This window comes from Lentzea sp. NPDC054927 (assembly GCF_053610285.1).
Map to the genome: position 1 here is coordinate 73,731 of NZ_JBSGXZ010000009.1, position 25,631 is coordinate 99,361.

At 69.0% G+C, this 25,631-nt stretch carries 31 protein-coding genes; 23 read left to right on the forward strand and 8 right to left on the reverse strand.

Annotated elements, in window-relative coordinates:
- Window positions 1-17: 17 nt before the first annotated feature.
- Together ACWGE0_RS16500 and ACWGE0_RS16505 are read right to left on the reverse strand one after the other, a co-directional pair.
- Window positions 18-1,310 carry a PTS transporter subunit EIIC gene (locus ACWGE0_RS16500; RefSeq protein ID WP_452261729.1) on the reverse strand — a complete coding sequence of 431 codons (1,293 nt, stop codon included), beginning with the start codon at window positions 1,308-1,310 and terminating at the stop codon, window positions 18-20.
- Window positions 1,307-2,062: a GntR family transcriptional regulator gene (locus tag ACWGE0_RS16505; RefSeq protein ID WP_452261730.1), complete on the reverse strand. Its 756-nt coding sequence runs from the start codon at window positions 2,060-2,062 to the stop codon at window positions 1,307-1,309. Before ACWGE0_RS16505 ends, ACWGE0_RS16500 begins: the two co-directional genes overlap by 4 nt.
- 112 nt (window positions 2,063-2,174) lie before the next feature.
- Between ACWGE0_RS16505 and ACWGE0_RS16510 the strand changes: the two genes are divergently transcribed.
- From ACWGE0_RS16510 to aroQ, 7 genes are all read left to right on the forward strand, one after another.
- Window positions 2,175-2,411, forward strand: coding sequence for a PTS glucose/sucrose transporter subunit IIB (locus ACWGE0_RS16510; RefSeq protein ID WP_319966634.1), 237 nt, complete (start codon window positions 2,175-2,177; stop codon window positions 2,409-2,411).
- The gene (locus tag ACWGE0_RS16515) at window positions 2,408-2,863 is read left to right on the forward strand and encodes a PTS sugar transporter subunit IIA (RefSeq protein WP_452261731.1); all 456 of its coding nucleotides are present in this window, start codon (window positions 2,408-2,410) and stop codon (window positions 2,861-2,863) included. Before ACWGE0_RS16510 ends, ACWGE0_RS16515 begins: the two co-directional genes overlap by 4 nt.
- A gap of 121 nt (window positions 2,864-2,984) precedes the next feature.
- The gene (locus ACWGE0_RS16520; RefSeq protein WP_452261732.1) at window positions 2,985-3,437 is read left to right on the forward strand and encodes a prepilin peptidase; all 453 of its coding nucleotides are present in this window, start codon (window positions 2,985-2,987) and stop codon (window positions 3,435-3,437) included.
- Window positions 3,438-3,450: 13 nt separating this feature from the next.
- On the forward strand, window positions 3,451-4,650 hold the full coding sequence (gene aroC / locus ACWGE0_RS16525; protein ID WP_319966631.1) for a chorismate synthase: 1,200 nt from the start codon (window positions 3,451-3,453) through the stop codon (window positions 4,648-4,650).
- On the forward strand, window positions 4,647-5,153 hold the full coding sequence (locus tag ACWGE0_RS16530; RefSeq protein ID WP_452261733.1) for a shikimate kinase: 507 nt from the start codon (window positions 4,647-4,649) through the stop codon (window positions 5,151-5,153). The genes aroC and ACWGE0_RS16530 overlap by 4 nt, the downstream gene beginning before the upstream one ends.
- Window positions 5,150-6,259, forward strand: a complete 1,110-nt coding sequence (aroB, locus tag ACWGE0_RS16535) for a 3-dehydroquinate synthase (protein WP_452261734.1) — start codon at window positions 5,150-5,152, stop codon at window positions 6,257-6,259. Before ACWGE0_RS16530 ends, aroB begins: the two co-directional genes overlap by 4 nt.
- Window positions 6,256-6,690, forward strand: coding sequence for a type II 3-dehydroquinate dehydratase (gene aroQ, locus ACWGE0_RS16540; protein WP_452261735.1), 435 nt, complete (start codon window positions 6,256-6,258; stop codon window positions 6,688-6,690). The genes aroB and aroQ overlap by 4 nt, the downstream gene beginning before the upstream one ends.
- Here the strand turns inward: aroQ and ACWGE0_RS16545 are convergent.
- Window positions 6,674-7,618, reverse strand: a complete 945-nt coding sequence (locus ACWGE0_RS16545) for a hypothetical protein (protein ID WP_452261736.1) — start codon at window positions 7,616-7,618, stop codon at window positions 6,674-6,676. The two genes, aroQ and ACWGE0_RS16545, sit on opposite strands and share 17 nt — an antisense overlap.
- A gap of 69 nt (window positions 7,619-7,687) precedes the next feature.
- On the opposite strand from ACWGE0_RS16545, the gene ACWGE0_RS16550 reads away from it, so the two are divergent.
- Together ACWGE0_RS16550 and ACWGE0_RS16555 are read left to right on the forward strand one after the other, a co-directional pair.
- Entirely contained in the window at window positions 7,688-8,065 is a 378-nt protein-coding gene (locus tag ACWGE0_RS16550; protein WP_452261737.1) for a VOC family protein, read from the forward strand.
- A 19-nt stretch (window positions 8,066-8,084) separates the two neighbouring features.
- On the forward strand, window positions 8,085-8,708 hold the full coding sequence (locus ACWGE0_RS16555) for a hypothetical protein (RefSeq protein ID WP_452261738.1): 624 nt from the start codon (window positions 8,085-8,087) through the stop codon (window positions 8,706-8,708).
- On the opposite strand, the gene ACWGE0_RS16560 is transcribed toward ACWGE0_RS16555, so the two are convergent.
- Window positions 8,705-9,103 (reverse strand): B-4DMT family transporter, encoded by a 399-nt coding sequence (locus tag ACWGE0_RS16560; RefSeq protein WP_319966624.1) that lies wholly within the window; start codon window positions 9,101-9,103, stop codon window positions 8,705-8,707. The two genes, ACWGE0_RS16555 and ACWGE0_RS16560, sit on opposite strands and share 4 nt — an antisense overlap.
- 35 nt (window positions 9,104-9,138) lie before the next feature.
- Between ACWGE0_RS16560 and ACWGE0_RS16565 the strand changes: the two genes are divergently transcribed.
- Genes ACWGE0_RS16565 through nusB form a run of 3 tightly spaced genes read left to right on the forward strand, consistent with a single transcriptional unit; the run spans window position 9,139 to window position 11,232 of the window.
- Window positions 9,139-10,212 (forward strand): M24 family metallopeptidase, encoded by a 1,074-nt coding sequence (locus ACWGE0_RS16565; protein ID WP_452261739.1) that lies wholly within the window; start codon window positions 9,139-9,141, stop codon window positions 10,210-10,212.
- 31 nt (window positions 10,213-10,243) lie between these two features.
- Window positions 10,244-10,813 carry an elongation factor P gene (efp, locus tag ACWGE0_RS16570; RefSeq protein ID WP_319966622.1) on the forward strand — a complete coding sequence of 190 codons (570 nt, stop codon included), beginning with the start codon at window positions 10,244-10,246 and terminating at the stop codon, window positions 10,811-10,813.
- Window positions 10,813-11,232 (forward strand): transcription antitermination factor NusB, encoded by a 420-nt coding sequence (nusB, locus tag ACWGE0_RS16575; protein WP_452261740.1) that lies wholly within the window; start codon window positions 10,813-10,815, stop codon window positions 11,230-11,232. The genes efp and nusB overlap by 1 nt, the downstream gene beginning before the upstream one ends.
- 49 nt (window positions 11,233-11,281) lie before the next feature.
- Here the strand turns inward: nusB and ACWGE0_RS16580 are convergent, their stop codons facing one another.
- A complete protein-coding gene (locus ACWGE0_RS16580) occupies window positions 11,282-11,926 on the reverse strand; it encodes an HD domain-containing protein (RefSeq protein ID WP_452261741.1) in 645 nt (214 codons plus the stop codon).
- Window positions 11,927-12,022: 96 nt separating this feature from the next.
- Here ACWGE0_RS16580 and ACWGE0_RS16585 point away from each other — a divergent pair, with 96 nt between their 5' ends.
- Window positions 12,023-12,580, forward strand: coding sequence for a hypothetical protein (locus tag ACWGE0_RS16585; protein WP_452261742.1), 558 nt, complete (start codon window positions 12,023-12,025; stop codon window positions 12,578-12,580).
- Here ACWGE0_RS16585 and ACWGE0_RS16590 read toward each other — a convergent pair.
- The gene (locus tag ACWGE0_RS16590; RefSeq protein WP_452261743.1) at window positions 12,573-12,749 is read right to left on the reverse strand and encodes a hypothetical protein; all 177 of its coding nucleotides are present in this window, start codon (window positions 12,747-12,749) and stop codon (window positions 12,573-12,575) included. The two genes, ACWGE0_RS16585 and ACWGE0_RS16590, sit on opposite strands and share 8 nt — an antisense overlap.
- Before the next feature lie 14 nt (window positions 12,750-12,763).
- Between ACWGE0_RS16590 and ACWGE0_RS16595 the strand changes: the two genes are divergently transcribed.
- Window positions 12,764-13,549, forward strand: coding sequence for an SDR family NAD(P)-dependent oxidoreductase (locus tag ACWGE0_RS16595; protein WP_452261744.1), 786 nt, complete (start codon window positions 12,764-12,766; stop codon window positions 13,547-13,549).
- A 13-nt stretch (window positions 13,550-13,562) separates the two neighbouring features.
- On the opposite strand, the gene ACWGE0_RS16600 is transcribed toward ACWGE0_RS16595, so the two are convergent.
- On the reverse strand, window positions 13,563-14,267 hold the full coding sequence (locus tag ACWGE0_RS16600) for an SDR family oxidoreductase (protein ID WP_452261745.1): 705 nt from the start codon (window positions 14,265-14,267) through the stop codon (window positions 13,563-13,565).
- Between the two features lie 88 nt (window positions 14,268-14,355).
- Here ACWGE0_RS16600 and ACWGE0_RS16605 point away from each other — a divergent pair, with 88 nt between their 5' ends.
- Together ACWGE0_RS16605 and ACWGE0_RS16610 are read left to right on the forward strand one after the other, a co-directional pair.
- Window positions 14,356-15,165, forward strand: a complete 810-nt coding sequence (locus tag ACWGE0_RS16605) for a sigma-70 family RNA polymerase sigma factor (protein WP_452261746.1) — start codon at window positions 14,356-14,358, stop codon at window positions 15,163-15,165.
- Between the two features lie 83 nt (window positions 15,166-15,248).
- Window positions 15,249-15,998, forward strand: coding sequence for an RNA polymerase subunit sigma-70 (locus ACWGE0_RS16610; RefSeq protein ID WP_452261747.1), 750 nt, complete (start codon window positions 15,249-15,251; stop codon window positions 15,996-15,998).
- Between the two features lie 367 nt (window positions 15,999-16,365).
- Here the strand turns inward: ACWGE0_RS16610 and bldD are convergent, their stop codons facing one another.
- Complete coding sequence (gene bldD, locus ACWGE0_RS16615; protein WP_030471611.1) at window positions 16,366-16,854, reverse strand: transcriptional regulator BldD; 489 nt, start codon at window positions 16,852-16,854, stop codon at window positions 16,366-16,368.
- Between the two features lie 258 nt (window positions 16,855-17,112).
- Here bldD and pyrR point away from each other — a divergent pair, with 258 nt between their 5' ends.
- From pyrR to pyrF, 7 genes are read left to right on the forward strand one after another with little or no spacing between them, the layout of a single operon-like run.
- Window positions 17,113-17,685, forward strand: coding sequence for a bifunctional pyr operon transcriptional regulator/uracil phosphoribosyltransferase PyrR (gene pyrR, locus ACWGE0_RS16620; RefSeq protein WP_452261748.1), 573 nt, complete (start codon window positions 17,113-17,115; stop codon window positions 17,683-17,685).
- The gene (locus ACWGE0_RS16625; protein WP_452261749.1) at window positions 17,682-18,614 is read left to right on the forward strand and encodes an aspartate carbamoyltransferase catalytic subunit; all 933 of its coding nucleotides are present in this window, start codon (window positions 17,682-17,684) and stop codon (window positions 18,612-18,614) included. Before pyrR ends, ACWGE0_RS16625 begins: the two co-directional genes overlap by 4 nt.
- Window positions 18,611-19,891, forward strand: coding sequence for a dihydroorotase (locus ACWGE0_RS16630; RefSeq protein ID WP_452261750.1), 1,281 nt, complete (start codon window positions 18,611-18,613; stop codon window positions 19,889-19,891). Before ACWGE0_RS16625 ends, ACWGE0_RS16630 begins: the two co-directional genes overlap by 4 nt.
- Window positions 19,888-20,394 carry a PH-like domain-containing protein gene (locus ACWGE0_RS16635; protein ID WP_452261751.1) on the forward strand — a complete coding sequence of 169 codons (507 nt, stop codon included), beginning with the start codon at window positions 19,888-19,890 and terminating at the stop codon, window positions 20,392-20,394. The genes ACWGE0_RS16630 and ACWGE0_RS16635 overlap by 4 nt, the downstream gene beginning before the upstream one ends.
- Window positions 20,343-21,503, forward strand: a complete 1,161-nt coding sequence (carA, locus tag ACWGE0_RS16640) for a glutamine-hydrolyzing carbamoyl-phosphate synthase small subunit (protein WP_452261752.1) — start codon at window positions 20,343-20,345, stop codon at window positions 21,501-21,503. Before ACWGE0_RS16635 ends, carA begins: the two co-directional genes overlap by 52 nt.
- Window position 21,504: 1 nt before the next feature.
- Window positions 21,505-24,807 carry a carbamoyl-phosphate synthase large subunit gene (gene carB, locus ACWGE0_RS16645; RefSeq protein ID WP_452261753.1) on the forward strand — a complete coding sequence of 1,101 codons (3,303 nt, stop codon included), beginning with the start codon at window positions 21,505-21,507 and terminating at the stop codon, window positions 24,805-24,807.
- Complete coding sequence (gene pyrF, locus ACWGE0_RS16650; protein ID WP_452261754.1) at window positions 24,804-25,616, forward strand: orotidine-5'-phosphate decarboxylase; 813 nt, start codon at window positions 24,804-24,806, stop codon at window positions 25,614-25,616. Before carB ends, pyrF begins: the two co-directional genes overlap by 4 nt.
- Window positions 25,617-25,631 lie beyond the last annotated feature (15 nt).

Sequence of the window (25,631 nt, forward strand, 5' to 3'; positions counted from 1 at the left end):
CTTGGTTGTGCTTACTGCTATTCGTTCTTGGCGTGCTTTTCGTTCGTGGCGGGCTTCTCGCGCACCGAGGTGCGCTCGGACGTGCTGACGACGCTCTCGTCCGCCTCCGGCGACTCGTCGTCCTCGCGGCCCGGCGTCTTCAGGTTCCACTTGGTGATGACCCAGCGGAACAGGAAGTAGTAGATCGCACCGTAGATCAGGCCCAGGATGATCAGCATCCACGGCTTGGTGGCGATGTTCCAGTTCAGCACGAAGTCGATCGCACCGGCCGAGAACGAGAAGCCGTCGTGGATGCCGAGGGCGTTCGAGATGGCCAGCGACGTACCGGTCAGGATCGCGTGGATGACGTACAGCGGCCACGCCACGAACATGAACGCGAACTCGAGCGGCTCCGTCACACCCGTGATGAACGCGGTGAGCGCGGCGGAGCCCATGATGCCGCCGATGATCTTCCGCTGGCTGGGCTTCGCGGTGTGCACGATCGCGAGCGCGGCAGCGGGAAGGGCGAACATCAGGATCGGGAAGAAGCCGGTCTGGAACGTTCCGGCCGACGGGTCACCCGCGAGGAAGCGCGGGATGTCACCGGTCTTGCCGTCGAACTCGCCGAACTGGAACCACACGACGTTGTTGACGATGTGGTGCAGGCCGAGCGGGATCAACAGGCGGTTCACGACACCGTAGATGAAGGCACCGATGATCGTGCTGCCGGTGACCCACTCACCGATTGCGGTCAGGCCCGCGTCGAACCACGGGTACACCAGGCCGAGCAGGACACCGACGAGCGTCATGACACCGGCGACGATGATCGGGACGAACCGGCGGCCACCGAAGAACGCCAGGTACGGGGGCAGCTTGATGCGGTGGTACTTCTGCCACAGCAAGGCGGTCATGATGCCGACGACGATACCGCCGAGGACACCGTAGTTGATCACCTCGGGCTTCGCGGCCGGGTCGGTCGGCTGGTCGAGGACCAGCGGCGACATCGCCTTGAAGACACTCGTCAGCACGACGTAGCCGACGACGCCGGCGAGCGCCGTGGAACCGTCACCACGCCGGGCGAAACCGACGGCGATGCCGACGGCGAACAGCAGGGCGAGGTTGCTGAACAGCGCGTCGCCCGCAGCACCGATCACCGAGGCGACGGCGTTCCAGCCCAGGCCGTCCTTGCCCAGGATGTCGGGCTGACCGAAGCGGAGCAGCAGACCTGCCGCGGGCAGCACGGCGATCGGCAGCATGAGGCTGCGACCGAAGCGTTGCAACGTGGCGAGGCCCTTGATCTCACGACCACCAGTCGCGGCGTCCGTGCTCATCGGGTTCCTCCCTTGGCGGAGTTCGGTCCGGAACCCGGGACGGTCCGGTCCAGTTGCATGGTCACCTGGTAGAGATCGCCCCGGTACCAGGAAGTAACGTCTTCACAAGGCCGCCCCTGCGCGCTGGCGACCCTTCGGAACACGAGCAACGGGCTGCCCTTGCGGACGTCGAGCGCCTTGGCCGTGTCGGCGTCGGCGGTCTCGGCCCACACGGTCTGCCTCGCTTCGTCCAGCTGCACCCCGTACTTCGCCGCGAAGAGCTCGTAGAGCGACCCGGAGAGGTCGCACCGGTCGAGTTCCGGCAGCAGGTGCGGGCTGTACCAGCCGGCTTCGAGGGCAAGCGGCGCCCCGTCAGCCCTGCGCAGCCGCACGACGCGGTAGGCGTACTCGTCCGCGTCCAGCCCCAGTGAGGCCTTCGAACCGGGAGCCGCCTGGCCTGAGCTGATCACCTCGGTGCTGGGCTCGAGCCCGCGCGCCTTCATGTCCGAGGTGAACGAGGCCAGCAGGAGCTGCAGGTCGTAACGCCGCCGTGCGGTGAACGTCCCACGGCCCTTCGCCCTGGTGAGCAGGCCTTCGGCGACCAGTTGGCCGACTGCGGCCCGCACCGTGATGCGGGAGACTCCGTACCGCTCGGCGAGGTCGCGTTCGGACGGGATGGGTGAGCCAGGCGCGAGGTCCTGCTCGGCGAGCCGGCGCAGGATCTCGCGGAGCTGCGCGTGCTTGGGCTTGGGCCCCTCCACGATCTCGTGCATTCGCTCACCTCCTCGCAGTGGTACTTTCCGGTCTAGACCAGTTGGTGCGGGGGAGAATGCTCCGCGTACTGAGCGGGTGTCAACCGCTGTTACGGGAACGAGAGGTACGAACGTGGCTGACGAGAAGGCGCAGAAGATCATCGAGGCGCTGGGTGGCGCGTCCAACATCGTCGAGATCGAGCCGTGCATCACCCGCCTGCGGTGTGAGCTGGAAGACGGTTCGCTGGTCGACGAGAAGGCCCTGAAGTCGTTGGGAGCACACGGGGTCATGCGTTCCGGCAACGTCGTCCAGGTCGTCGTCGGCCCCGAGGCGGACACGATCGCGTCCGACATCGAGGACATCCTGTGAGCCTCCGTGTCGGCAGCCCCGTGACCGGCCGGGTGGTCGCGCTCTCCGCCGTGCCGGACCCGGTCTTCTCGCAGGCGATGGTCGGCCCCGGCGTGGCGGTCGAACCGGTTCGATCGAAGGCCGACGTGGTCTCGCCGATCGACGGCAAGGTCGTGACGCTGCACCCGCACGCGTTCGTGGTGGCCACGGGTGACGGCGCCGCGGTGCTGGTTCACCTCGGCATCGACACCGTGAAGCGCAAGGGCGAGGGCTTCGAGCTCCACGTCGTCAAGGGCGAGGAGGTGCGGGCCGGTCAGCGGATCGTGACGTGGGACCCGGCCGAGGTCGAGGCGGCCGGGTTCGCGCCGATCTGCCCGGTGATCGCGCTGGACGCGTCCGCCGAGGTGCTCGGTGACTTCGCGCTGGACGTGGACGTGGCGGCGAACGACGCCCTGTTCGACTGGTCTCGCTGAACCCGCTGTTTCCGGGCGTTCTCCCAGCCTGAGTTGAGGCACCGTGGTGCCGTGCGTGAATGGACCGTTCACGACGGCCCGGAATTTGTGCCCGAGTCGTACCGAGCAGGACCGTGGTGCCATGACCACGGTCCTGCTCGCGTCTGTGCTGGGTTCGTTGTGGACGGTCGCCGACGTCCTGGACGCACCACCTTCGTCGTACCTGCTGGCCTGGTTCGGCATCGTGCTCGCGTCGATCGACCTGCGGCACCACCGGTTGCCGGACGCGCTGACCCTCCCGATGGGCGCCGCGCTGCTGCTCCTCGAGTTCCACCGGCTGGGAGCCGCCGTGCTCGGAGCGGTGGTCTTCGGTGGCGTGCATCTCGCGGTCAGGCGCTGGAGACCGCCCGTCATGGGCGGTGGCGACGTGAAGCTCGCGTTCGGGCTCGGCTCCGTGCTCGCGCTGCCGATGCTCCTACCTGCGGCGATCCTGTCCAGCGCGGTCACGCTGTGCATCGCGATCGGCAAACGCGGCAGGCGCGTGCCGCACGGGCCCGGGTTGCTGGCCGCCACCTGGGCTTTGACAACGCTGTGAAAGGATTGTGAACGTGCTGCGCTGGATCACCGCTGGAGAGTCACACGGCCCCGCCCTCGTCGCCGTCCTGGAGGGCATGCCCGCCGGAGTCGAGGTGACCACCGAGGACCTCGTCACCCAGCTGGGGCGGCGCAGGCTCGGGTTCGGTCGCTCGCCCCGGATGGGGTTCGAGCAGGACGAGGTCGAGATCCTCGGCGGCGTGCGCCACGGCAAGACCCAGGGCGGCCCGGTCGCGGTCACCATCGGCAACTCCGAGTGGCCCAAGTGGCAGACCGTCATGTCGCCGGACCCCGTCGACCCGAGCCTGCTCAAGACCACCGGCCGCAACGAGGCCCTGACGCGGCCCCGGCCCGGTCACGCCGACCTGCCGGGCATGCAGAAGTTCGGCTTCGACGAGGCCAGGCCCGTGCTCGAACGCGCCTCCGCCCGTGAGACGGCCGCCCGCACGGCACTGGGCACGGTCGCGCGGCAGTTCCTGCAGCAGTTGCTCGGCGTGCGGATCGTCAGCCACGTGGTGTCGATCGGCAAGGCCGAGACGCCAGAGGACGCCGCCCTGCCCACCCCGGACGACCTGCCCGCGATCGACGAGTCGCCGGTGCGCTGCTTCGACGCGCGCGGCACCGAGGCCATGGTCGCCGAGGTCGAGGCCGTCAAGGAGGCCGGTGACACCGTCGGCGGCGTGATCGAGGTGCTCGCGTACGGGTTGCCGCCGGGCCTCGGCTCGCACGTGCACTGGGACCGCCGCCTCGACGCGCGCCTGGCCGCCGCCCTGATGGGCGTGCAGGCGATGAAGGGCGTGGAGATCGGCGACGGCTTCACCTCCGCCAAGCGCTGGGGTTCGCAGGCCCACGACGAGATCGACCGCGGCAGCGGCCCGGTCGGCGTCACGCGTCGCTCGAACCGCGCTGGTGGCCTCGAGGGCGGCATCACCAACGGCGAGATCCTCCGTGCGCGCGTTGCCATGAAGCCCATCTCGACCGTTCCGCGCGCACTGTCCACGGTGGACGTCCGCACCGGTGAGCCCGCCGTCGCGATCCACCAGCGCTCGGACGTGTGCGCCGTGCCGCGGGCCGGTGTGGTGCTGGAGTCCGTGGTGGCGCTGGTGCTCGCCGAGGCCGCGCTGGAGAAGTTCGGCGGCGACTCGCTGGACGAGACGCGCCGCAACGCCCACGCGTACCTCAAGGCGCTGGAAGCCCGCTGGGAGGGCATGTGAGCCCTCGATACGTGGTGGTCGGTCCTCCCGGGTCCGGGAAGACCACCGTCAGCGAACTGCTGGCCAAGCACCTGGACCTCGCCTTCCGCGACGTCGACGCGGACATCGTCGAGACCGCGGGCAAGCCGATCTCGGACATCTTCACCGACGACGGCGAGCCGGTTTTCCGTGCCATGGAAGAAGAAGCCGTCGCTCGTGGCCTGGCGGAGCACGACGGAGTGCTCGCGCTCGGCGGGGGAGCGGTGCTGTCCGCCGTCACCCGTGAGCGGTTGAAAGCGCACACGGTCGTGTTCCTCAACGTGGGCATGGCCGAGGGCGTGCGCCGCACCGGGTTGTCGTCCGCGCGCCCGTTGCTGACCGGCATGAACCCGCGCGCGACGTTCAAGGCGCTGCTGGACGCGCGCCTGCCGCTGTACCGCGAGGTCGCGACGATCGAGGTGCAGACCGACGCCCTCGATCCGGAGCAGGTGGCCGAAGCGGTGATCAAGGGAGCTGTGCAATGACCGAGCCCGCCCGCATCCGGGTCGCCGCCGAGAAGCCCTACGACGTGGTGGTCGGCCGCGGCCTGCTCGGCGACATCGTCGAGTTCCTGCGCGGCACCGCCAAGATCGCGATCATCCACCAGCCGACGCTCGCCGCGACCGCCGAGGTGCTGGTCGACGAGCTGAAGGCCGGCGGCGCCGACGCCCACCGCGTCGAGATCCCCGACGCCGAGGACGGCAAGGACCTCGCCGTCGCCGGCTTCTGCTGGGACGTGCTCGGCAAGATCGGCCTGTCCCGCCAGGACGTCGTGGTCGGCCTCGGCGGCGGCGCCGTCACCGACCTCGCGGGGTTCGTCGCGTCCACCTGGATGCGCGGCGTGCGCCTCGTGAACATCCCGACGACGTTGCTCGGCATGGTCGACGCCGCGGTCGGCGGCAAGACCGGCATCAACACCGACGCGGGCAAGAACCTCGTCGGCACGTTCTACGAGCCGGACGCCATCTTCGTCGACCTGGCCACCCTGGAAACGTTGCCGCGCAACGAACTCATCGCCGGCATGGCGGAGATCGTCAAGGGCGGCTTCATCGCCGACCCGGTGATCCTGGACCTCATCGAGGCCGACCCCGCGCTGGCCCTGGACCCGACCGGCGAGGTGCTCGCCGAACTGGTCCGCCGCAAGATCCAGATCAAGGCCGACGTCGTCACGAACGACCTGCGCGAGTCGTCCCTGCGCGAAATCCTGAACTACGGCCACACGCTCGGCCACGCCATCGAACGCCGCGAGCGCTACCGCTGGCGCCACGGCGCCGCCATCAGCGTGGGCCTGGTGTTCGCCGCCGAACTGGCCCGCCTGGCCGGCCGCCTCGACGACGACACCGCCGACCGTCACAAGCGCGTGCTGGAACTGCTCGGCCTGCCGACCTCCTACGACCCGGACGCCCTCCCGCAGCTCATGGAGGGCATGAAGGTCGACAAGAAGAACAAGGCAGGCGTGCTCCGCTTCGTGGTCCTCGACGGCCTGGCCAAGCCGGGCCGCCTGGAAGGCCCCGACCCGGCCCTGATCGCCGCCGCCTACTCCGCGGTCGCCGCCGAGCCGAAGTCCTCCGGCGGGACGGTGCTGCTGTGAAGGTCCTCGTCCTCAACGGCCCCAACCTGAACCGCCTCGGCACCCGCGAGCCGCTCATCTACGGCAGCACCACCCACGCCGACCTCGTCGAGATGTGCGTCGCCGAGGGCAAGGAACTCGGCTTCGACGTCGAGGTCCGCCAGACCAACTACGAGGGCGAGATGGTCGGGTGGCTGCACGAGGCCGCCGACGCCTCGATCCCGGTCGTCCTCAACGGCGCCGCCTGGACGCACTACTCGATCGCGGTGCGCGACGCGTGCTCGCAGCTCACCGCGCCGCTGGTCGAGGTGCACATCTCGAACATCCACCAGCGCGAGGAGTTCCGGCACCACAGCGTCATCTCGGCGATCGCGAGCGGCGTGATCGTGGGGCTGGGCGTCGAGGGCTACCTGCTGGCGCTGCGCTGGCTGTCGCTCAAGGGACGTGCTTGATCTCCAGCAGGCGAGCGGCACCTTTGGCGACGCCGATCAGCGTCGCCTGGTAGGTGCCGCTCTGCGTGTACAGCGGGTGCGGCTGGGCGTCGTGCGGGCCGCAGGACGACGCCGTGACCGAGTAGCTCCCGGTGACCCGGACGACCCCGAACTCGGCGTCGTGCTCGATGCGCGCGTGGGCGAGCTGGTAGTTGTTGAGCTTCCACTGCACGCCGCTGACCCGCGGCGTGTCGCCGGCGAGGGGACAGCCGATCCCCATCGGCGACTCGGTGGTCGCCGTGCAGGCGTTGAACCGGCGGCGGATCGCCGCACCGATCTCCTCCCTGGTGAGCTCGAACCCCTCCTTGCGGATGAGACCGGGGAACATGCCCGGTCCCAGGGTCACGTCCGCGGTCGTGGTCTGGCTGCCGCGCCACCGGACCTCGGCGGTGAACCGCACCTCGTCGACCTCGTAGCCGTGGCTGCCACTGGTCACGTAGCCCAAGGTCATGACCGCGGTGCCGCTCACGTAGAACCGATCCCGGTGCCACACCACCCACATGCCGTCACGCGTGTTCCCCATGAGCGCCCACTTCACGGAGTGCACGCGCTGGGCGGAGCCGCGCTGGGGGCAGTTCACGGGAGCCGTGACTACCTCCGACGCGCAGTCCCGCATCCTCGCCGCGACCAGTTCGGCGACCTCGTCCTCGTCGACGCCGAGCGGCCAGACGGCGGCGCCGCCGGGGAAGGTGCTGTCGCCGAGCGCGGTCACGGCGTACTGCTGGGCGCAGGTCAGCAGCAGTACCAGGAGCACTCGTACCGCCAGCACCCTCGCCGGGGTGATCCAGTCGCGGCGGGCCGGTTCGCGGTGAAGCAGGATGTCGCCGGTGACCTGGTGAACCTGCAGCACAGTGCCGCCACGGACCTCACCCGAGACCTCGTTGCACATGTATTCGACTTCGGCAGGTCACCGGCATCGATCAATTGCCAATAAGTGGACACCGCAGGGGGAGACGGGATGCTTCACCACATCGAGCTATGGGTGCCGGACCTCGCCCGTGCCGAAGCAACCTTCGGCTGGCTCTTCCCGGCACTCGGCTGGACCGAGTTCCAGCGCTGGGCCGCCGGCGTCAGCTGGAAGCTCGGCGAGACCTACGTCGTGGTCGAGCAGTCCCCGGCGCTGACCGGTCCACACGATCGGATGAAATCCGGACTCAACCACCTCGCCCTCCACGCCGGCACGCGCGAAGACGTCGACCGCCTGACCGCGGAAGCCGAGCGGAACGGCTGGCGGCTCATGTTCGCGGACAGGCATCCTCACGCGGGAGGACCGGATCACTACGCCGCGTTCCTGGAGAACACGGACGGCTTCGAAATAGAGCTGGTAGCCGCTTGATCGTGCGACGATGCCGCTCGTGCCGAGACTGCTCATCGCCGCGTTCGCCCTGCTCCTGGCCGGGTGCGGGATCGCGAAGCCCCAATCCGCCCCGAACTCCGGGGAACCGACCTCTGTGACACCGGCCGCGGCCGAGCGGCCGTCGGACGCGGACCTGCAGGCGAAGTGGTGGACGTGGGCGCTGTCGAGCCCCGAGAACCGCAACCCCGTGGTCGACGACACCGGGCAGTGGTGCGCCGAGAACCAGCCGAAGGACATGTGGTTCCTCGCCGGGACGTTCGGCGGTGAGGTGGAACGGAAGTGTGAGGTGCCCGCCGGCCGTCCGCTCGCCGCGCCCGCCGTCAACCGGTACAGCGCCAACACGTCCAGCTGCAAGTCGTTCATGGCCTCGGCGAAGGGCTCGATGACGCTCGACGGGCAGGTCGTGGAGGTGCGGCGGGTCGACGCTGTCGAGATCACCTTCCAGGCCGCGCGGGACAACGCGACCGGGGAGAGCGCGGGGCGGCACACGGCCCAGGCATGCGGGCTGTGGGGCTGGCTGCCGCCGTTGCGGGCGGGCGAGCACGAACTCAAGATCGTGGGGGAGTCGGGCGACTTCTCGACGTCGGTGACCTACCGGCTCAAGGTCACCGGCGCGGACTAGACGGTGTTCTTCTGCACGAGGAACCCGCCCAGCAGCATGCCGAGCCCGGCCGGCGCCAGCACCAGCAACGCCGTGAACGCCGCCCCGCCGGTCAACGCCACCCAGAGCGCCTCCTGCCCGGTCTGATCGACGAGCACGGCCGAGCCGATCACCCCGAGCGCCCCGGCGAACGGACCGGCGATCAGCGCGGCGATGAACCACTGCATGCCGCGTGAGGGCAGGTCGCGCAGCGTGTCGACCGCGCCCCAGATGACGGCGGCGGCGATCAGCAACCCGATGGCGATGGGGCCGACCGACGACGCCTCGGGGCTGCGGACGGCGACCGCGGCCACGCCCGTCTGCACGGCCCCGTGCAGGAGCCCCATCCACAACGCACGGACGAACCAAGGACGCATGCGGACAGCTTAGGACTGGCCGTACGCTGCGACACATGTCGTCGTACGCCGCTCGCCGAATCGCATTGCGCCAGGAGCTCCAGGCCACGAACCTGGACGCGCTCCTCGTGACGAACCTGTTGAACGTCCGGTACCTCACCGGGTTCACCGGATCGAATGCCGCCGTCCTGATCGACGTGAACGGCGACGACTCCTCGGTGTTCTGCACCGACGGCCGCTATCTCACGCAGTCGAAGAAGCAGGTGCCGGACCTCGAGCGGCTGATCGAGCGGCCGTGCGACGTCGCGCTGGCCAAGCGTGCCAAGGGCAGGCTCGGGTACGAGAGCCACCACGTCACGGTGGACGGTCTGGAGGCGCTGACCCAGGCGGCGGAGGCGGAGCTCACCAAGGCCAGCGGCCTGGTCGAGAAGCTGCGGCTGGTCAAGGACGAGGTCGAGATCGAGGCGCTGCGGATGGCGTGCGCGGCGGCGGACCGGGCGCTGGCGGCGTTGATCGGGCACGGCGGCCTGCGGGCGGGCCGGACCGAACGCGAGGTCGCGCGCGAGCTGGAGAGCCGCATGCTCGACCACGGCGCGGAAGGGCCGTCGTTCTCGTCGATCGTGGCGTTCGGGGCGAACTCGGCGGTCCCGCACCACTCGCCGACCGACGCGACGCTGCACCAGGGTGACCTGATCAAGCTCGACTTCGGCGCACTCGTCGACGGCTACCACTCGGACATGACCCGCACGCTGGTGCTCGGCAAGCCCGCGGACTGGCAGCGCGAGCTGTACGACCTGGTCGCACGGTCGCAGGCGGCCGGACGCGGCGCGCTGAAGCCGGGCGTGAACGTGAGCGACGTCGACCACGCGTCGCGCGAGGTGATCGAGAAGGCCGGGCACGGGAGCGAGTTCCTGCACGGCCTGGGCCACGGGGTCGGGCTGGAGATCCACGAGGCACCGGCGTTGTCGAAGGCGGGTGACGGTACACTTTCGGCCGGTATGGCGGTCACCGTCGAGCCCGGCGTCTACTTGTCGGGGCGGGGCGGAGTCCGCATCGAGGACACCCTCGTGGTCCGCGAAAGCGGGCCGGAGCTCCTCACCCTGACCACGAAGGAACTCGTGGTCGTCTGACATCCCCGTCCTACACAGGAGAAATTCCACCGTGGCCACCACGAACGACCTGAAGAACGGCCTGGTGCTGAACCTCGACGGCCAGCTCTGGACCGTCACCGCGTTCCAGCACGTCAAGCCCGGCAAGGGTGGCGCCTTCGTGCGCACGACCCTCAAGCACGTGCTGACCGGGAAGGTCGTCGACAAGACCTTCAACGCGGGCACCAAGGTCGAGACCGCCACCGTGGACAAGCGCGGCATGACCTTCCTGTACAAGGAAGGCACCGACTTCATCTTCATGGACGGCGACACCTACGACCAGATCCCGGTTCCGGCCGAGACGGTCAGCGACGCCGCGAACTACCTCCTGGAGAACCAGGAGGCGATGGTCGCCACGCACGAGGGCGTCCCGCTGTTCGTCGAGCTCCCGACCTCGGTCGAGCTCGTCATCGAGCACACCGACCCCGGCCTGCAGGGCGACCGCTCCACCGGCGGCACCAAGCCCGCCCGCCTGGAGACCGGCGCCGAGATCCAGGTCCCGCTGTTCGTCACGACCGGTGAGAAGATCAAGGTCGACACCCGCGATGGCCGTTACCTCGGCCGCATCAGCGACAAGTCCTGATGGGTGCTCGGAGCAAGGCCCGCAAGCGCGCGGTCGACTTCCTCTACGAAGCCGATCTGCTGGGTGGCGACGCCGTGACGTTGCTGGCCTCGCGCATCGGGTCTGCTGATGTCCCGCCGATCAACGACTACACGGTGACGCTCGTCGAAGGCGTCACCGCGCACCGCACGCGCATCGACGACCTCATCTCGGAGCACGCCGAGGGCTGGACCCTGCAGCGCATGCCGGCGGTCGACCGCGCGATCCTGCGCCTCGGCCTGTACGAGCTGCTGTGGGCGGCCGACGTGCCGGACGCGGTGGCCATCGACGAGGCCGTGGAGCTCGCCAAGGGCCTGTCCACGGACGACTCGCCGCGGTTCGTGAACGGTGTGCTGGGCCGGATCGCTGTCATCGCGGACCAGCTGCGCGCTGTTCTCTAGTTTTCGCTGAACGGCCCGTGCTTTCTCAGAGCACGGGCCGTTCGTCGTTTCAGTCGGTTCGCGCCCATCCCCGGCGCTCGCCCTCGTCGATCAGGTGCTTGGCGGTGTCCCAGAGCGTCTTCGAGGCCTCGCCGATCACTGCCTTGCGGCCGCGCACGGCGTCCGCGGTGACGCCGGGGGTGCGCCAGGTCCCGCCCTTGGCCATCCAGTTGAGCAGCAGCGGCTGGAACCGGTCCATGGCCTTCGCGAACCGCGCTTCCGGCGTCGCGCGCGTCTCGAACTCGTCCCACAGTGTTCGAAGTGCCCGGCCCGAGTCCTCCGGCAGGATGCCGAACAACTGGTCCGCGGCGGCCTCCTCGCGTTCCTGCTGACTCACGCCCGCCTCGGTGTCGTAGATCGGGGTGTCGCCCGCGTAGATCTCGACGAGGTCGTGCACCACCACGAGCTTGATCGTGTGGCCGACGTCGATCGGTTCGTCGGCGTACTCCGCGAGGACCATGACCATCAGCGCGAGGTGCCACGAGTGCTCGGCGTCGTTCTCCCGCCGTTGCGCCGCGGCGAGCGGGGACTGGCGCAGGATCGTCTTCAGCTTGTCGACCTCGATCAGGAACGTGAGGTGGTCGCGCAGCCGTGCGTCCAGGCCGGACGGGAGCGGGTTGAGATCGGCGAGCAGCCCTGCGTCAGAAGTGGTCACCTCGCCAGGATCTCATCCGGACACATTAACGATGTCGATGAGTTGGCTGGGGTATTGGCATTGGACGTCATACCGCTCCTGCTCCACGCTCAACTCATGACGCTGCAGACCTTCATCGACGACGTGGAACACGTCCTCAGCACCACCGACGACCAGCACGAGATCACCAAGCTGGTCGCCGATCTGCTGTCCTCCCTGCTGGCCGGCGACTACCAGCTTCCACCCGAGTTCACCCAGCCGTCGGCCGAACACCACGTCAACTACCCGCTGCACATCGCTCCCGGCGGCCGCTGGTCGTTGGCCGCCGTCGTGTGGAGCCCAGGCCAACGCACGCCCGTGCACGGCCACGAGACGTGGGGCGTGGTCGGCATCTACTCGGGTTCCGAACGCGAGTTCCGCTACGCCAAACCCGCCGCCGACGCACACGAGCCGTTGGTTCCACTAGGCGACCAGGTGTGGAAACAGGGCGACGTCACCGTGTGCTGCACGACCGACGACGACGTGCACGCCGTCGCAGCCGTTGGTGACATACCGACCGTGGGGATCCACGTCTACGGAGCCGACATCGGTGCCATCGAACGCCGGCGGTACGACCCCGCGACCGGCGAGGTGACGTGGTTCTCCTCCGGCTGGAACACCCCGAAAGTCACCTGATCGAGCGGGCCTGGTTCGTCTCCCGCACCACGACCCGCGCGTCGGCCACCGGACCCAGGTGCCCGAGCTTGTCGGGGTTGATCACCACCCGGATGGCCTGGATCTGCCCGTCGTGGACGTCGAGCGCGATCCTGGACACCGTGGCCGACAGGAACGACTTGGCGGACAAGGGTTGTGCCGTAAATGCCGCGTAGCGCAGCCAGCTCTGGTCACACCACAAAGACGACACAGCACAAGATCGCCTTGATCACCGGAGCGAACAAGGGCATCGGCCGCGCGACCGCCGAACAGCTGGCCGCGCGAGGCATGACCGTGCTGATCGGCGCCCGAGACCGGCGGCGCGGTGAGGAAGCCGCGGCGGCGTTGGGCGGCGACGTGCACGCACTCGTGCTGGACGTCACCGATCCGGCGGGCGTGGAGGAGGCCGCGCGGCAGGTCGAATCGTGCTTCGGGCACCTCGACGTGCTGGTGAACAACGCCGGCATCAGTGGCTCCGGCCAGGTCTCGCCTTCCGACGCCGTCGACCAGATCCCGAGCACCGTCGACGTCGACATGGTCCGGAAAGTGTTCGAGACCAACGTCTTCGGCGTGATCACGGTGACCAACGCCCTGCTCCCGCTGCTGCGCCGCGCGCTGGCACCGCGCATCGTCAACGTCAGTTCCGCGGCTGGTTCGCTCACCATCTGCGCCACCCCGGACGGTCCTCTGTCCGCGCTGCCCGCGTCCGCCGCGTACACGCCGTCCAAGACCGCGCTGAACGCGTTGACCGTCCAGTACGCCAACGAACTGCGAAAGGACGGCATCCTCGTCAACGCCGCCGACCCTGGTTACGTGGACACGGACATCAACAACCACTCGGGCTTCCTGACGACAGCGCAGGGTGCCGCGGTCATCGTGCGGCTGGCGACGCTCGGGGCGGACGGGCCCACCGGCGGGTTCTTCAACCAGGACGGGCCTGTGCCCTGGTAACTCCTGGGCGGCGTCAGGCGGCGGCCAGGAACTCCTCCCACGTGTGGGTGCCGTGGTCGCCGTCCAACGTCAGGTTCTGCCCGCCCCGGTAAGCCTTTCCGGCCTTGCCCGGCAGCCGCACCGGCACGGTCAGCCGGCGCTTGCCCGCGGTCGTCAGGTAGTCCCGCACGAGCTGCTTCATCTCGTAGACCGCGGGGCCGGCGATGTCCGCGACCCGTCCGGCGGGCGAACCGAGCGCCAGTTCCGTGATCCGCGTGGCCACGTCGCGGGCGTCGATCGGCTGCAGTCGCATGCCCGGCACCGGCACGATCGGCAGCTTCGCCATGGCGCGCACCATGGTCAGCGTCAGGTCGTGGAACTGGGCCGCGCGCAGGATCGTGAACGGGATGCCCGAGTCGGCGATCGCCTGCTCGCAGGTGAGCTTGGTGCGCAACCACGCGAGCGGCACGGTGTCCGCGCCGATCACCGAGATGTAGACGAGGTGGCGAACGTTTGCGCAGGCCGCGAGCAGGTTGCGGGTCGCGATGTCGTCGCCCTTCTGCCCACCGGCGAGGTGCACCACGACGTCCGCGTCGATCTGCGGGACGTCGCCTGCCAGCAGGTCGCAGGCGATGTCGCCGTGCCTGCTGAGGGTCGTGACCTCGGCGCCGGCCTCGCGGAGCCGCGGGACGACGTGCCGGCCGAGGGTGCCGGTGCCGCCGGTGACCAGGATCTTCATGGCTACTCTCCAAAGTGAGTCGTTGCCCGGTCGACCCGGCGGCGCTCGGAAACGTGACACGGTGTGTGCCAGGCCACAGGGGGAAGTTTTGATCGCGCAGTTCGAGCAGGAGCGCGCACGGTTGCGCGCCGTCGCCCACCGGATGCTCGGGTCGTTCGCCGAGGCCGACGACGCGCTGCAGGAAGCGTGGCTCCGGGTCGAGCGCGCGGACACGAGCGCGGTCGAGAACCCCGCCGCCTGGCTCACCACCGTGGTCGGCCGGGTGTGCCTGAACATGTTGCGGGACAGGCGGGAGCACGCGTTCGAGATGCCGGACCCGGTGATCGACGTCCGCGACGAGCCGGAACAGCAGGCCGTCGCCAAGGACGAGGTCGGGCTCGCGATGCTGATCGTGCTGGACACGTTGAAGCCCGATGAGCGGCTCGCGTTCGTGCTGCACGACATGTTCGCCGTGCCGTTCGACGACATCGCGCCGTTGATCGACAAGACGCCCACGACCACACGGCAGCTCGCGTCCCGCGCGCGCAAACGCGTGCAGGACCGGCCGCAGCCCAACGTCGACCTGCCGAAGCAGCGGGAAGTGGTGCAGGCGTTCCTGAAGGCGTCCAAGGAAGGCGATCTGGAGGGCCTGGTCTCCGTGCTGCATCCGGACGTCGTGCTGCGCGCGGGCGCCCTGGAGGTCATCGGCGGACGGAAGGTGGCCGGCCGGGCGAGCACGTTCCGCCAGTTCGCGACGATGGCCGAGGTCCAGTTCGCGCTCGTCGGTGGCGAGGCGGGCTTCATCAGCTGGGTCGACGGCGTGCTGTTCTCGGCGATGGCCTTCACCGTCCGCGACGGACAGATCGTCGCAATTCACGTGATTCAGGACAAAGAACAACTGGCCGCGATTATTCCGTGAGCAAGACCACTGCTGTCGCTGGTCACGTTTGGCGCCCACTCGATGTCTGTCCAAGTGGGCGCTCGACGTGAAGGGGACCAACGATGATCGGGGAGTTGGACCAGGAGGACAGACTCGCCTACCGCATGCTCGGCCGGTTCGCCGAAGCCGCCGACGCGGTGCGCGAGGCACGTCGCAAGATCGAGAAGACCGGTGAGCCGAGCTGGCTGAGCACGGTGGTGGCGCGGGTGAGCCTCACGATGCTGCGCGCGCGGGAAAAGGGCTTCGCGATGCCGGACCCGGTGGTGAGCAAGGGCCCGAACGACGAGGTGGGCCTGGGCGTGCTGACCGCGCTCGACGCGCTGACCCCGGACGAACGGGTGGCGTACGTGCTGCACGACATGTTCGAGGAGCCGTTCGAGCAGGTCGCGCCGCTGATCGGCCGCACGCCGCTCGGTGCGCTGCAGGTCGAGGCACGGGCACGGCAGCGGGTGGCGAACCGGCCGGTGTCCGATGTGGACCTCGACGGGCAGCGTGACGTGGTCGACGCGTTCATGGCGGGCAAGGACGTGCTGGACCCGGACGTGACGCTGCGGTCGGAGGAGATCTGGCTGCGCGGGTCCGGCATGGTGGCGCCGAGGGCCGCGGTCCTGCAGGCGGCGCCGTGCGTGGAGCCCGCGGTGGTCGGCGGCGAGGCGGGGCTGGTGTCGACGGTGGACGGCAAGCCGATCGCGCTGGTGGCGTTCACGGTGCGCGAGCGGAAGATCGCGGCGATCCACGCGATCACGGACCGGCAGCACGTCGACCGGCTTTTCGCGCTGGACGAGCCGGCGGGGTTCCGCACGGCCGGGTGACGGGCGACGAGGAGAGGCGGGTGCGGCGGTTCGGCCCGTGTGGGCGGAGCGCGCGCGTTCGGTCGTCGCGCTTCATCGCGCGTTAGCCGGCTGGGACTCCACACAGCCGTTGGCCATGGAGGCCGATCGCGGACCAGGAGCGCGCGCATCGATCACCGCGCTCACCGCGGCACGGGGCCGCGGGGCTTCCACTCAGGCGCCGGTCGGCAAGCCGATCACGGACCGGCAGCACGTCGACCGGCTTTTCTCACCCGAATGAGCACATCCGCCACGAATGCAGCAGTGGCTTCCTCGACGTCCGCTGGGCGACTGTCTGGACGTCGGGGAAGCCACTACGTGCAGTGAAAAACCGGGAAGGAAGTGAAGCTCAGTCTTCCTTCGCGGGGCGGGCCTCGGGAGGCAGCACGCCCCAGTCGATGAGCTGCTCGGTGAGCTCGCCCGGGGTCATGTCGTAGATGATCGCGAGCGAACGCAGGTCCTCGGTGCGGATGGAGAGCACCTTGCCGTTGTAGTCGCCGCGCTGCGACTGGATGGTCGCGGCGTAGCGGGCCAGCGGGCCCACCTTCTCGACCGGCAGCTGCTGGAGGCGTTCCAGGTTGATCACGATCTTGGTGGCCGGCTCGGCGCCGGAGGGCACGCGGCCTTCAGGCAAAAGCTCGGCGACGGGAACCCCGTAGAAGTCGGCCAGCTCGGCCAGCTTCTGCACGGTCACCGCGCGGTCACCACGCTCGTAGGAGCCGACGACCACGGCCTTCCAGCGACCGCCGGACTTCTGCTCGACGCCGTGCAGGGACAGACCCTGCTGCTGGCGGATAGCGCGGAGCTTGGCCCCCAGCGCCTTGGCGTAGTCGCCCATGTGGCGGTTCTCCGTTCATTCGCCCCGACAGCAGTACGGCAGTGCTGCGGGGGAGGCTTCGATCGATACGCAGAGTAATGATTACTCGCCGTGGTCGACAGGTCAAGCTGATCTCAAGGAGAGACGCGCGCCACGCGTGCGACACCACTCGGATGGTTGACCGTCCGTAGGTGATACGGTGCAGGTCAGCCTAGTTATTACTAGGTGTCCGACGTCCTTTAAGGACCCGTCCAGTGAGGCGGGGAAGGAGGTCCAGCCGTGGCGTCACGTCAACGTGGCGCGACGGATCCGGCCGGGGATCGCGAGATCCTGTCGGCCGGAGACGTCGCGCGCACTGTCGCCCGAATGGCCCATCAGATCATCGAGAAGACCGCACTCGATGCACCGAGCGCACCCGACGTCGTCTTGATGGGTATCCCCAGCCGGGGTGCCCCTCTCGCACGCCGCCTGGCCGCCAAGATCGCCGAGTTCTCCGGCCACCGGGTGCACGAGGGAACGCTCGACATCACCCTCTACCGCGACGATCTCCGCCGTGGCCCCACGCGGCCGCTGGAGGCGACGAAGCTGCCCGAGGGCGGCATCGACGACAAGCTCGTGGTGCTGGTGGACGACGTGTTGTTCTCCGGTCGCACCATCCGCGCCGCGCTCGACGCCCTGCGCGACCACGGCCGTCCACGCGCGGTGCAGCTCGCCGTGCTGGTCGACCGCGGGCACCGCGAACTGCCGATCCGCGCGGACTACGTCGGCAAGAACCTCCCGACGTCCAAGACCGAGGACGTCGTGGTCATGCTGGACGAGTTCGACGGCCGCGACGGAGTGGTGCTGAAGTGAAGCACCTGCTCTCCACCGACGGCCTCGACCGCGATCAGGCCATCGCGATCCTCGACACCGCCGACCGCCTGAAGCAGGCGCTGCTCGGCCGCGAGGTCCGCAAGCTGCCGACGTTGCGCGGACGCACCGTGATCACCATGTTCTACGAGAACAGCACCCGCACCCGCGTCTCCTTCGAGATCGCGGGCAAGTGGATGTCCGCCGACGTGATCAACGTCAGCAGCTCAGGTTCCAGCGTCAGCAAGGGCGAGTCCCTTCGCGACACCGCGCTCACCCTGCAGGCCGCCGGTGCGGACTGCGTGATCGTGCGGCACCCGGCGTCCGGTGCGGCCCACCGGCTCGCGGGCTGGCTCAAGCACACCAACACCTCGGTCGTGAACGCCGGTGACGGCATGCACGAGCACCCGACGCAGGCGCTGCTCGACGCCGCCACGTTGCGCGACCGGCTCGGCAGCCTCGACGGCCGCCGCGTCGCGATCGTCGGCGACGTGCTGCACAGCCGGGTCGCCCGGTCGAACGTGCACCTGCTCACCACGCTCGGCGCCGAGGTCACGCTGGTCGCGCCGCCCACGCTCCTGCCGACGGGCGTGGAGAAGTGGCCGGTCACGGTCTCGCACCAGATCGACTCCGAGCTCGCGTCGCAGGACGCCGTGATGTTGCTGCGCGTACAGGCCGAACGGATGACCGGCGGGTTCTTCCCGAGCGCCCGCGAGTACTCCATCGCCTACGGCCTGAACGAACGCCGCCTGAAACTGCTGCCGGAGCACGCCGTCGTGCTGCACCCCGGCCCGATGCTGCGCGGCATGGAGATCGCCTCCGTGGTCGCCGACAGCCCGCAGGCCGCCATCACCGAGCAGGTCCGCAACGGTGTCCACGTGCGCATGGCCGTGCTGTACCACCTGCTTGCCCACGAGGAGGAAAACGCGTGAAACCCTTGCTTCTCAAGGGAGTTAGGCCCTATGGCGAGGGGGACCCGATCGATCTGCTGATCCGCGATGGCGTGATCGCAGAAGGTACGGACGAGAACGCCGAAGTCATCGAAGGCAACGGGGCAGTGCTGCTGCCCGGTTTCGTGGACCTCCACACCCACCTGCGTGAGCCCGGCCGCGAGGACACCGAGACCATCGAAACGGGCTCGCGTGCGGCCGCACTCGGTGGCTACACGGCGGTGTTCGCCATGGCCAACACCGACCCGGTCGCCGACAACGCCGTGATCGTCGAGCACGTCGCCCGCCGCGGCCAGGAGGTCGGCCTCGTCGACGTCCACCCGGTCGGCGCCGTCACCGTCGGGCTCAAGGGCGAGAAGCTCGCCGAACTCGGCACGATGGCCAACTCCAAGGCCAACGTGAAGATCTTCTCCGACGACGGCCACTGCGTGCACGACCCGTTGATCATGCGCCGTGCCCTCGAGTACTCGAAGGCCCTCAACGCCGTGATCGCCCAGCACGCCGAGGAACCGCGCCTCACCATCGGCGCCCAGGCGCACGAGGGCGAGAACGCGTCCCGGCTCGGTCTGCAGGGCTGGCCGGCGGCGGCCGAGGAGTCGATCGTCGCCCGCGACTGCATCCTCGCGAAGCAGGTCGACGCGAAGCTGCACGTCTGCCACGTCAGCACCACCGGCACGGCGGACGTCCTGAAGTGGGCGAAGGCGCGCGGTACCAAGGTCAGCGCCGAGGTCACCCCTCACCACCTGATCCTGACCGACGACCGGCTGAGCACCTACGACCCGGTCAACAAGGTCAACCCGCCGCTGCGTACGCAGGACGACGTCGACGCGCTGCGGCAGGCCCTGGCGGACGGCACCATCGACTGCGTCGCCACGGACCACGCCCCGCACGCGATCCAGGACAAGGACTGCGAGTGGTCGGCCGCGCGCCCCGGCATGCTCGGCCTGCAGACCGCGCTCGGCATCGTCGTCGAGACGATGGTGAGGACCGGTCTGCTGGACTGGCGCGGTGTCGCACGGGTGATGAGCGAGAAGCCCGCCGAGATCGCCGGCCTGACCGACCAGGGCCGCCCGATCGCCGTCGGTGAGCCCGCGAACCTCGTGCTGGTCGACCCGGACACGACGTGGACGGTGAACGGTGCGCAGCTCGCGAGCATCGCGGGCAACACCCCGTTCGAGGGCATGGAACTGCCCGGCGCGGTGACGGCCACCATCTTGCGTGGCCGTGTCACGGCACTGGCGGGAAGGATTGCGGAATGACCCGCGTACTTCTCTCCGTGGCGGTTTTGGTCTTCTTCGCGCTGTGCGTCTACGGCATGTGGCACGGCTGGAAGCGACGTCAGCGCAAGCAGACCGACCTCCCCGCGTTCCCCTCGACGCCGGACACCCTGGGTGCGCCGAAGCTCGCCACCACGGGTGTCTACATCGGAACGACGAACGCGGGCAACTGGCAGGACCGGATCCAGGTCGGCGACATCGGTCACCGCGCGGAGGCGACGCTGAGCCTTGTGCCGGAAGGCATCGCGATCGAACGGACCGGCGCTTCGCCGATCTTCATCCCCGCCGGGTCCATCCGGGACGCCCGCACCGACCGCGGGCTCGCCGGGAAGGTCATGTTCAGCGAAGAGGGACTTCTGGTGGTCCAGTGGGAGAACGACGGCCACCTGTTCGACACCGGTTTCCGCGGTGACGACAAAGACGTGTACGACGAATGGGTTGCGGCTCTCAGCCAAGGAGAGTTGAACATGGGAGGCAAGGCGTGACGAACGCGGCATTGGTGCTGGAAGACGGTCGCGTCTTCCGCGGTGAGGCGTACGGAGCGACCGGCGTCTCGCTCGGCGAGGTCGTGTTCTCCACGGCCATGACCGGGTACCAGGAAACCCTGACGGACCCGTCCTACCACCGCCAGATCGTGGTGCAGACCGCACCGCAGATCGGCAACACCGGCTGGAACGACGAGGACGACGAGTCGAGCAGGATCTGGGTCGCCGGGTACGTCGTCCGCGACCCCGCGCGCACGCCGTCGAACTGGCGGTCCAAGCGCGGCCTGGACGAGGAACTGACGAACCAGGGCATCGTCGGCATCGCGGGCCTCGACACCCGCACGCTCACGCGCCACATCCGTGAGCAGGGCGCGATGCGCGCCGGTGTCTTCTCCGGCTCCGAGCTCACCGACGACGCGTCGATGGTCGAGCAGGTCAAGGCATCGGCCGAGATGCTCGGCGCGAACCTCGCGGTCGACGTCACCACGGACAAGCCGTACGTGGTGGAAGCCATCGGCGAGAAGAAGTTCACCGTCGCGGCGCTCGACCTGGGCATCAAGTCGAACACCCCGCGGATGATGGCGGCGCGCGGCATCGAGGTGCACGTGCTGCCGCTCACCAGTTCGTTCGAGGACATCCTGAAGGTCAGCCCGGACGGGTTGTTCCTGAGCAACGGCCCGGGCGACCCGGCCACGCAGGACCACGCGATCGCGCTCACCAAGGAGGCGCTGGGCCGCAAGCTGCCGCTGTTCGGCATCTGCTTCGGCAACCAGATCCTGGGCCGCGCGGTCGGCCGCGGGACGTACAAGATGCGCTACGGCCACCGCGGCATCAACATCCCGGTGATCGACGTGGCCACCGGCAAGGTCGCCATCACCTCGCAGAACCACGGGTTCGCGCTGGAGGGCACGCCGGGTGAGGAGTTCTCCTCCGAGTTCGGCCGCGCCGTGCTGTCGCACTACTGCCCCAACGACGGCACCGTCGAGGGCGTCCGGCTGCTCGAGGCGCCGGCGTTCTCCGTGCAGTACCACCCCGAGGCCGCGGCGGGCCCGCACGACGCCGCGCCGCTGTTCGACGAGTTCGTGACCCTGATGAACGAAGGCCGCTGACATGCCCAAACGCGAAGACTTGAAGCACATCCTGGTCATCGGGTCTGGTCCGATCGTCATCGGTCAGGCCTGCGAGTTCGACTACTCCGGCACGCAGGCGTGCCGGGTGCTGCGGGAGGAGGGCATCAGGGTCAGCCTGGTGAACTCCAACCCGGCGACGATCATGACCGACCCCGAGTTCGCCGACGCCACCTACATCGAGCCGATCACGGCCGAGTTCGTGGAGAAGGTCATCGCGCAGGAACGCCCGGACGCGATCCTGGCGACGCTGGGCGGGCAGACGGCGCTCAACACGGCCATCGCGCTGCACGAGCGCGGTGTGCTGGAGAAGTACAACGTCGAGCTGATCGGCGCGGACATCGACGCCATCCAGCGCGGCGAGGACCGGCAGATCTTCAAGGACCTGGTGCGCAGGATCGGCGCCGAGGTCCCGCGGTCGGCGGTCTGCAAGTCGATGGACGAGGTGCGCGAGACCGTCGCCGACCTCGGGCTGCCCGTGGTCATCCGGCCGTCGTTCACCATGGGCGGCCTGGGTTCCGGCATGGCGTACACCGAGGAGGAGCTGGAGCGGCTCGCGTCCATCGGTCTCGAGGAGTCGCCGGTCACCGAGGTGCTCATCGAGGAGAGCGTGCTCGGGTGGAAGGAGTACGAGCTCGAGCTGATGCGCGACCGCAACGACAACGTCGTCGTCATCTGCTCGATCGAGAACATCGACCCGATGGGCGTGCACACCGGCGACTCGGTGACGGTCGCGCCCGCGATGACGCTGACCGACCGCGAGTACCAGCACATGCGCGACGTCGGCATCGACGTGATCCGCGAGGTCGGCGTCGACACCGGTGGCTGCAACATCCAGTTCGCGATCCAGCCGCAGACCGGGCGGATGGTCGTCATCGAGATGAACCCGCGGGTGTCGCGTTCCTCCGCGCTGGCCTCGAAGGCGACCGGCTTCCCGATCGCCAAGATCGCGGCGAAGCTCGCCATCGGCTACACGCTGGACGAGATCACCAACGACATCACGGGGGAGACGCCGGCGTCGTTCGAGCCGACGCTCGACTACGTGGTCGTGAAGGCGCCGCGGTTCGCCTTCGAGAAGTTCCCCGGTGCGGACCCCACGCTGACGACCACGATGAAGTCGGTCGGCGAGGCGATGTCGATCGGCCGCAACTTCGTTGAGGCGCTGGGCAAGGCGCTGCGGTCGCTGGAGACCAAGGCCGTCGGTTTCTGGACCCAGCCCGACCCGGAGGACGCGACCCTCGAGTCCACGCTCAAGCAGCTGGAGCGCGGTCACGACGGACGCCTCTACACCGTTGAGCGCGCGCTGCGGCTCGGTGCGTCCATTGAGGACGTCTACAACGCCTCGGGGATCGACCCGTGGTTCATCGAGCAGATCGCGTGGCTCGGCACCCTGCGCCAGGAGCTGCTCGACGCGCCGGTGCTGGACGAACCGTTGCTGCGCAAGGCGAAGCGGGCTGGTCTGTCGGACCGCCAGATCGCCGTGCTGCGGTCGGAGCTCGCCGGCGAGGACGGCGTGCGCAGGCTGCGGCACCGTCTGGGCGTGCGTCCGGTCTACAAGACGGTCGACACGTGCGCGGCGGAGTTCAAGTCCGAGACGCCGTACCACTACTCCGCGTACGAGCTCGACCCGAACGCCGAGTCCGAGGTCGCGGAGCAGCGGGAGAAGCCGAAGGTGCTGATCCTGGGCTCCGGCCCGAACCGCATCGGGCAGGGCATCGAGTTCGACTACTCGTGCGTGCACGCGGCGATGGCGCTGCGGGCGGCCGGGTACGAGACCGTCATGGTCAACTGCAACCCGGAGACGGTGTCGACGGACTACGACACGTCCGACCGCCTGTACTTCGAGCCGCTGACGTTCGAGGACGTGCTGGAGGTCGTGCACTCCGAGCAGCGTTCCGGCACCGTCGCGGGCGTCATCGTGCAGCTGGGCGGCCAGACGCCGCTGGGTCTGGCGCAGCGCCTGGCCGACGCCGGTGTGCCGATCGTGGGCACCACGCCCGAGGCGATCCACCTCGCCGAGGACCGCGGCCAGTTCGGCAAGGTGCTGAACCACGCCGGGCTGCCCGCGCCGAAGTTCGGCACCGCCACGTCGTTCGAAGAGGCCAAGGAGATCGCGGACGAGATCGGCTACCCGGTGCTCGTGCGGCCGTCCTACGTGCTCGGCGGGCGCGGCATGGAGATCGTGTACGACGAGGAGTCGCTGTCGGGCTACATCGCCCGCGCGACCGAGGTGACGCCGGAGCACCCGGTGCTGGTCGACCGGTTCCTCGACGACGCCATCGAGATCGACGTCGACGCGCTGTGCGACGGCGAGGAGGTGTTCATCGGCGGCGTGATGGAGCACATCGAGGAAGCCGGTGTGCACTCCGGCGACTCGTCGTGCGCGCTGCCGCCGATCACGCTCGGCGCCTCCGACATCGAGAACGTCCGCCGCTCCACCGAGGCCATCGCCAAGGGCATCGGCGTGAAGGGGCTCCTGAACGTCCAGTACGCGCTCAAGGACGACGTGCTGTACGTCCTGGAGGCAAACCCGCGTGCGTCGCGCACGGTGCCGTTCGTGTCCAAGGCGACTGCGGTCTCGATGGCCAAGGCCGCCTCGCGGGTCATGCTGGGCGCCACGATCGCGGAGCTGCGCGTGGAAGGCATCCTGCCGGCCACCGGTGACGGCGCCCGGCTGCCTGAGCACGCGCCGGTCGCGGTCAAGGAAGCGGTCATGCAGTTCCACCGCTTCCGCACGCCGGAAGGCCACGGCGTCGACTCGTTGCTGGGCCCGGAGATGAAGTCCACCGGCGAGGTCATGGGCATCGACTCGTCGTTCGGCAAGGCGTTCGCGAAGTCGCAGACGGCCTCCTACGGCTCGCTGCCGACGTCCGGGAAGGTGTTCGTGTCGTTCGCGAACCGCGACAAGCGCGCGATGATCTTCCCGGTCAAGCGGCTGGCCGACCTCGGGTTCCAGATCCTCGCGACCTCCGGCACCGCGGAGGTGCTCAAGCGCAACGGGATCGCGTGCACCGAGGTGCGCAAGCACTTCGAGGGCGACGGCAACGTCGTCGACATGATCCTGGCCGGCGAGATCGACATGATCTTCAACACGCCGTACGGCAACAGCGGCCCGCGCATCGACGGCTACGAGATCCGCACCGCCGCTGTGGCGAAGGACATCCCCTGCGTCACCACGATCCAGGGCGCCGCCGCGGCCGTGCACGGCATCGAGGCGCTGATCCAGGGTGACATCGGGGTGCAGCCGCTGCAGGCGCTCCAGGCCGCGTTGCGGGGGGACAAATGACGTTCGGCGAAAAGCTGGCGAAAGCCGTTGCCGCGCACGGACCTCTGTGCGTCGGCATCGACCCCCACCCGAGCCTGCTGGACTCCTGGGGCCTCTCCCGGACCGCGGAGGGCCTCGAACGGTTCGCTCTGACGGCCGTGGAGGCCTTCGGCGGCAAGGTGTCGATGGTGAAGCCGCAGGCGGCGTTCTTCGAGGCCTACGGGTCGCGTGGGGTCGCCGTGCTGGAACGGGTGATCGCGGACCTGCGCGACTCCGGCACGCTGGTGCTGGTGGACGCCAAGCGCGGCGACATCGGTTCGACCATGGCCGCCTACGCCGAGGCGTACCTGGGCGACGGTTCGCCGCTGGCCGGTGACGCGGTGACGGTGTCGCCGTTCCTCGGCTTCGGATCGCTGCAACCGGCCCTCGACACGGCACGGGCGACCGGCCGTGGCGTGTTCGTGCTCGCGCTGACGTCGAACCCCGAGGGTGCCGAGGTCCAGCGCGCGGTTGCTCCGGACGGGCGAACTGTGGCCCGGACGATCATCGATTTCGCCACCGCTCGGAATTCCGGCATTTCCCCGTGCGGCGATGTTGGTCTCGTCGTGGGTGCCACGATCGGTGAAACGGATGTGGACCTCTCCGGGTTCAACGGACCGATCCTGGCGCCCGGTTTCGGCGCTCAGGGAGGCTCGGTGGCCGATCTGAAACGGCTCTTCGGGCCCGACATGCGCAACGTTTTTCCGACTTCTTCACGAGATGTTCTCCGGCATGGCCCGGACGTATCGTCGCTGGTCAGCGCCGTGCGAAGGGTTCAGGAGAGCCTCTGAGGAGGGGCGCGCCGC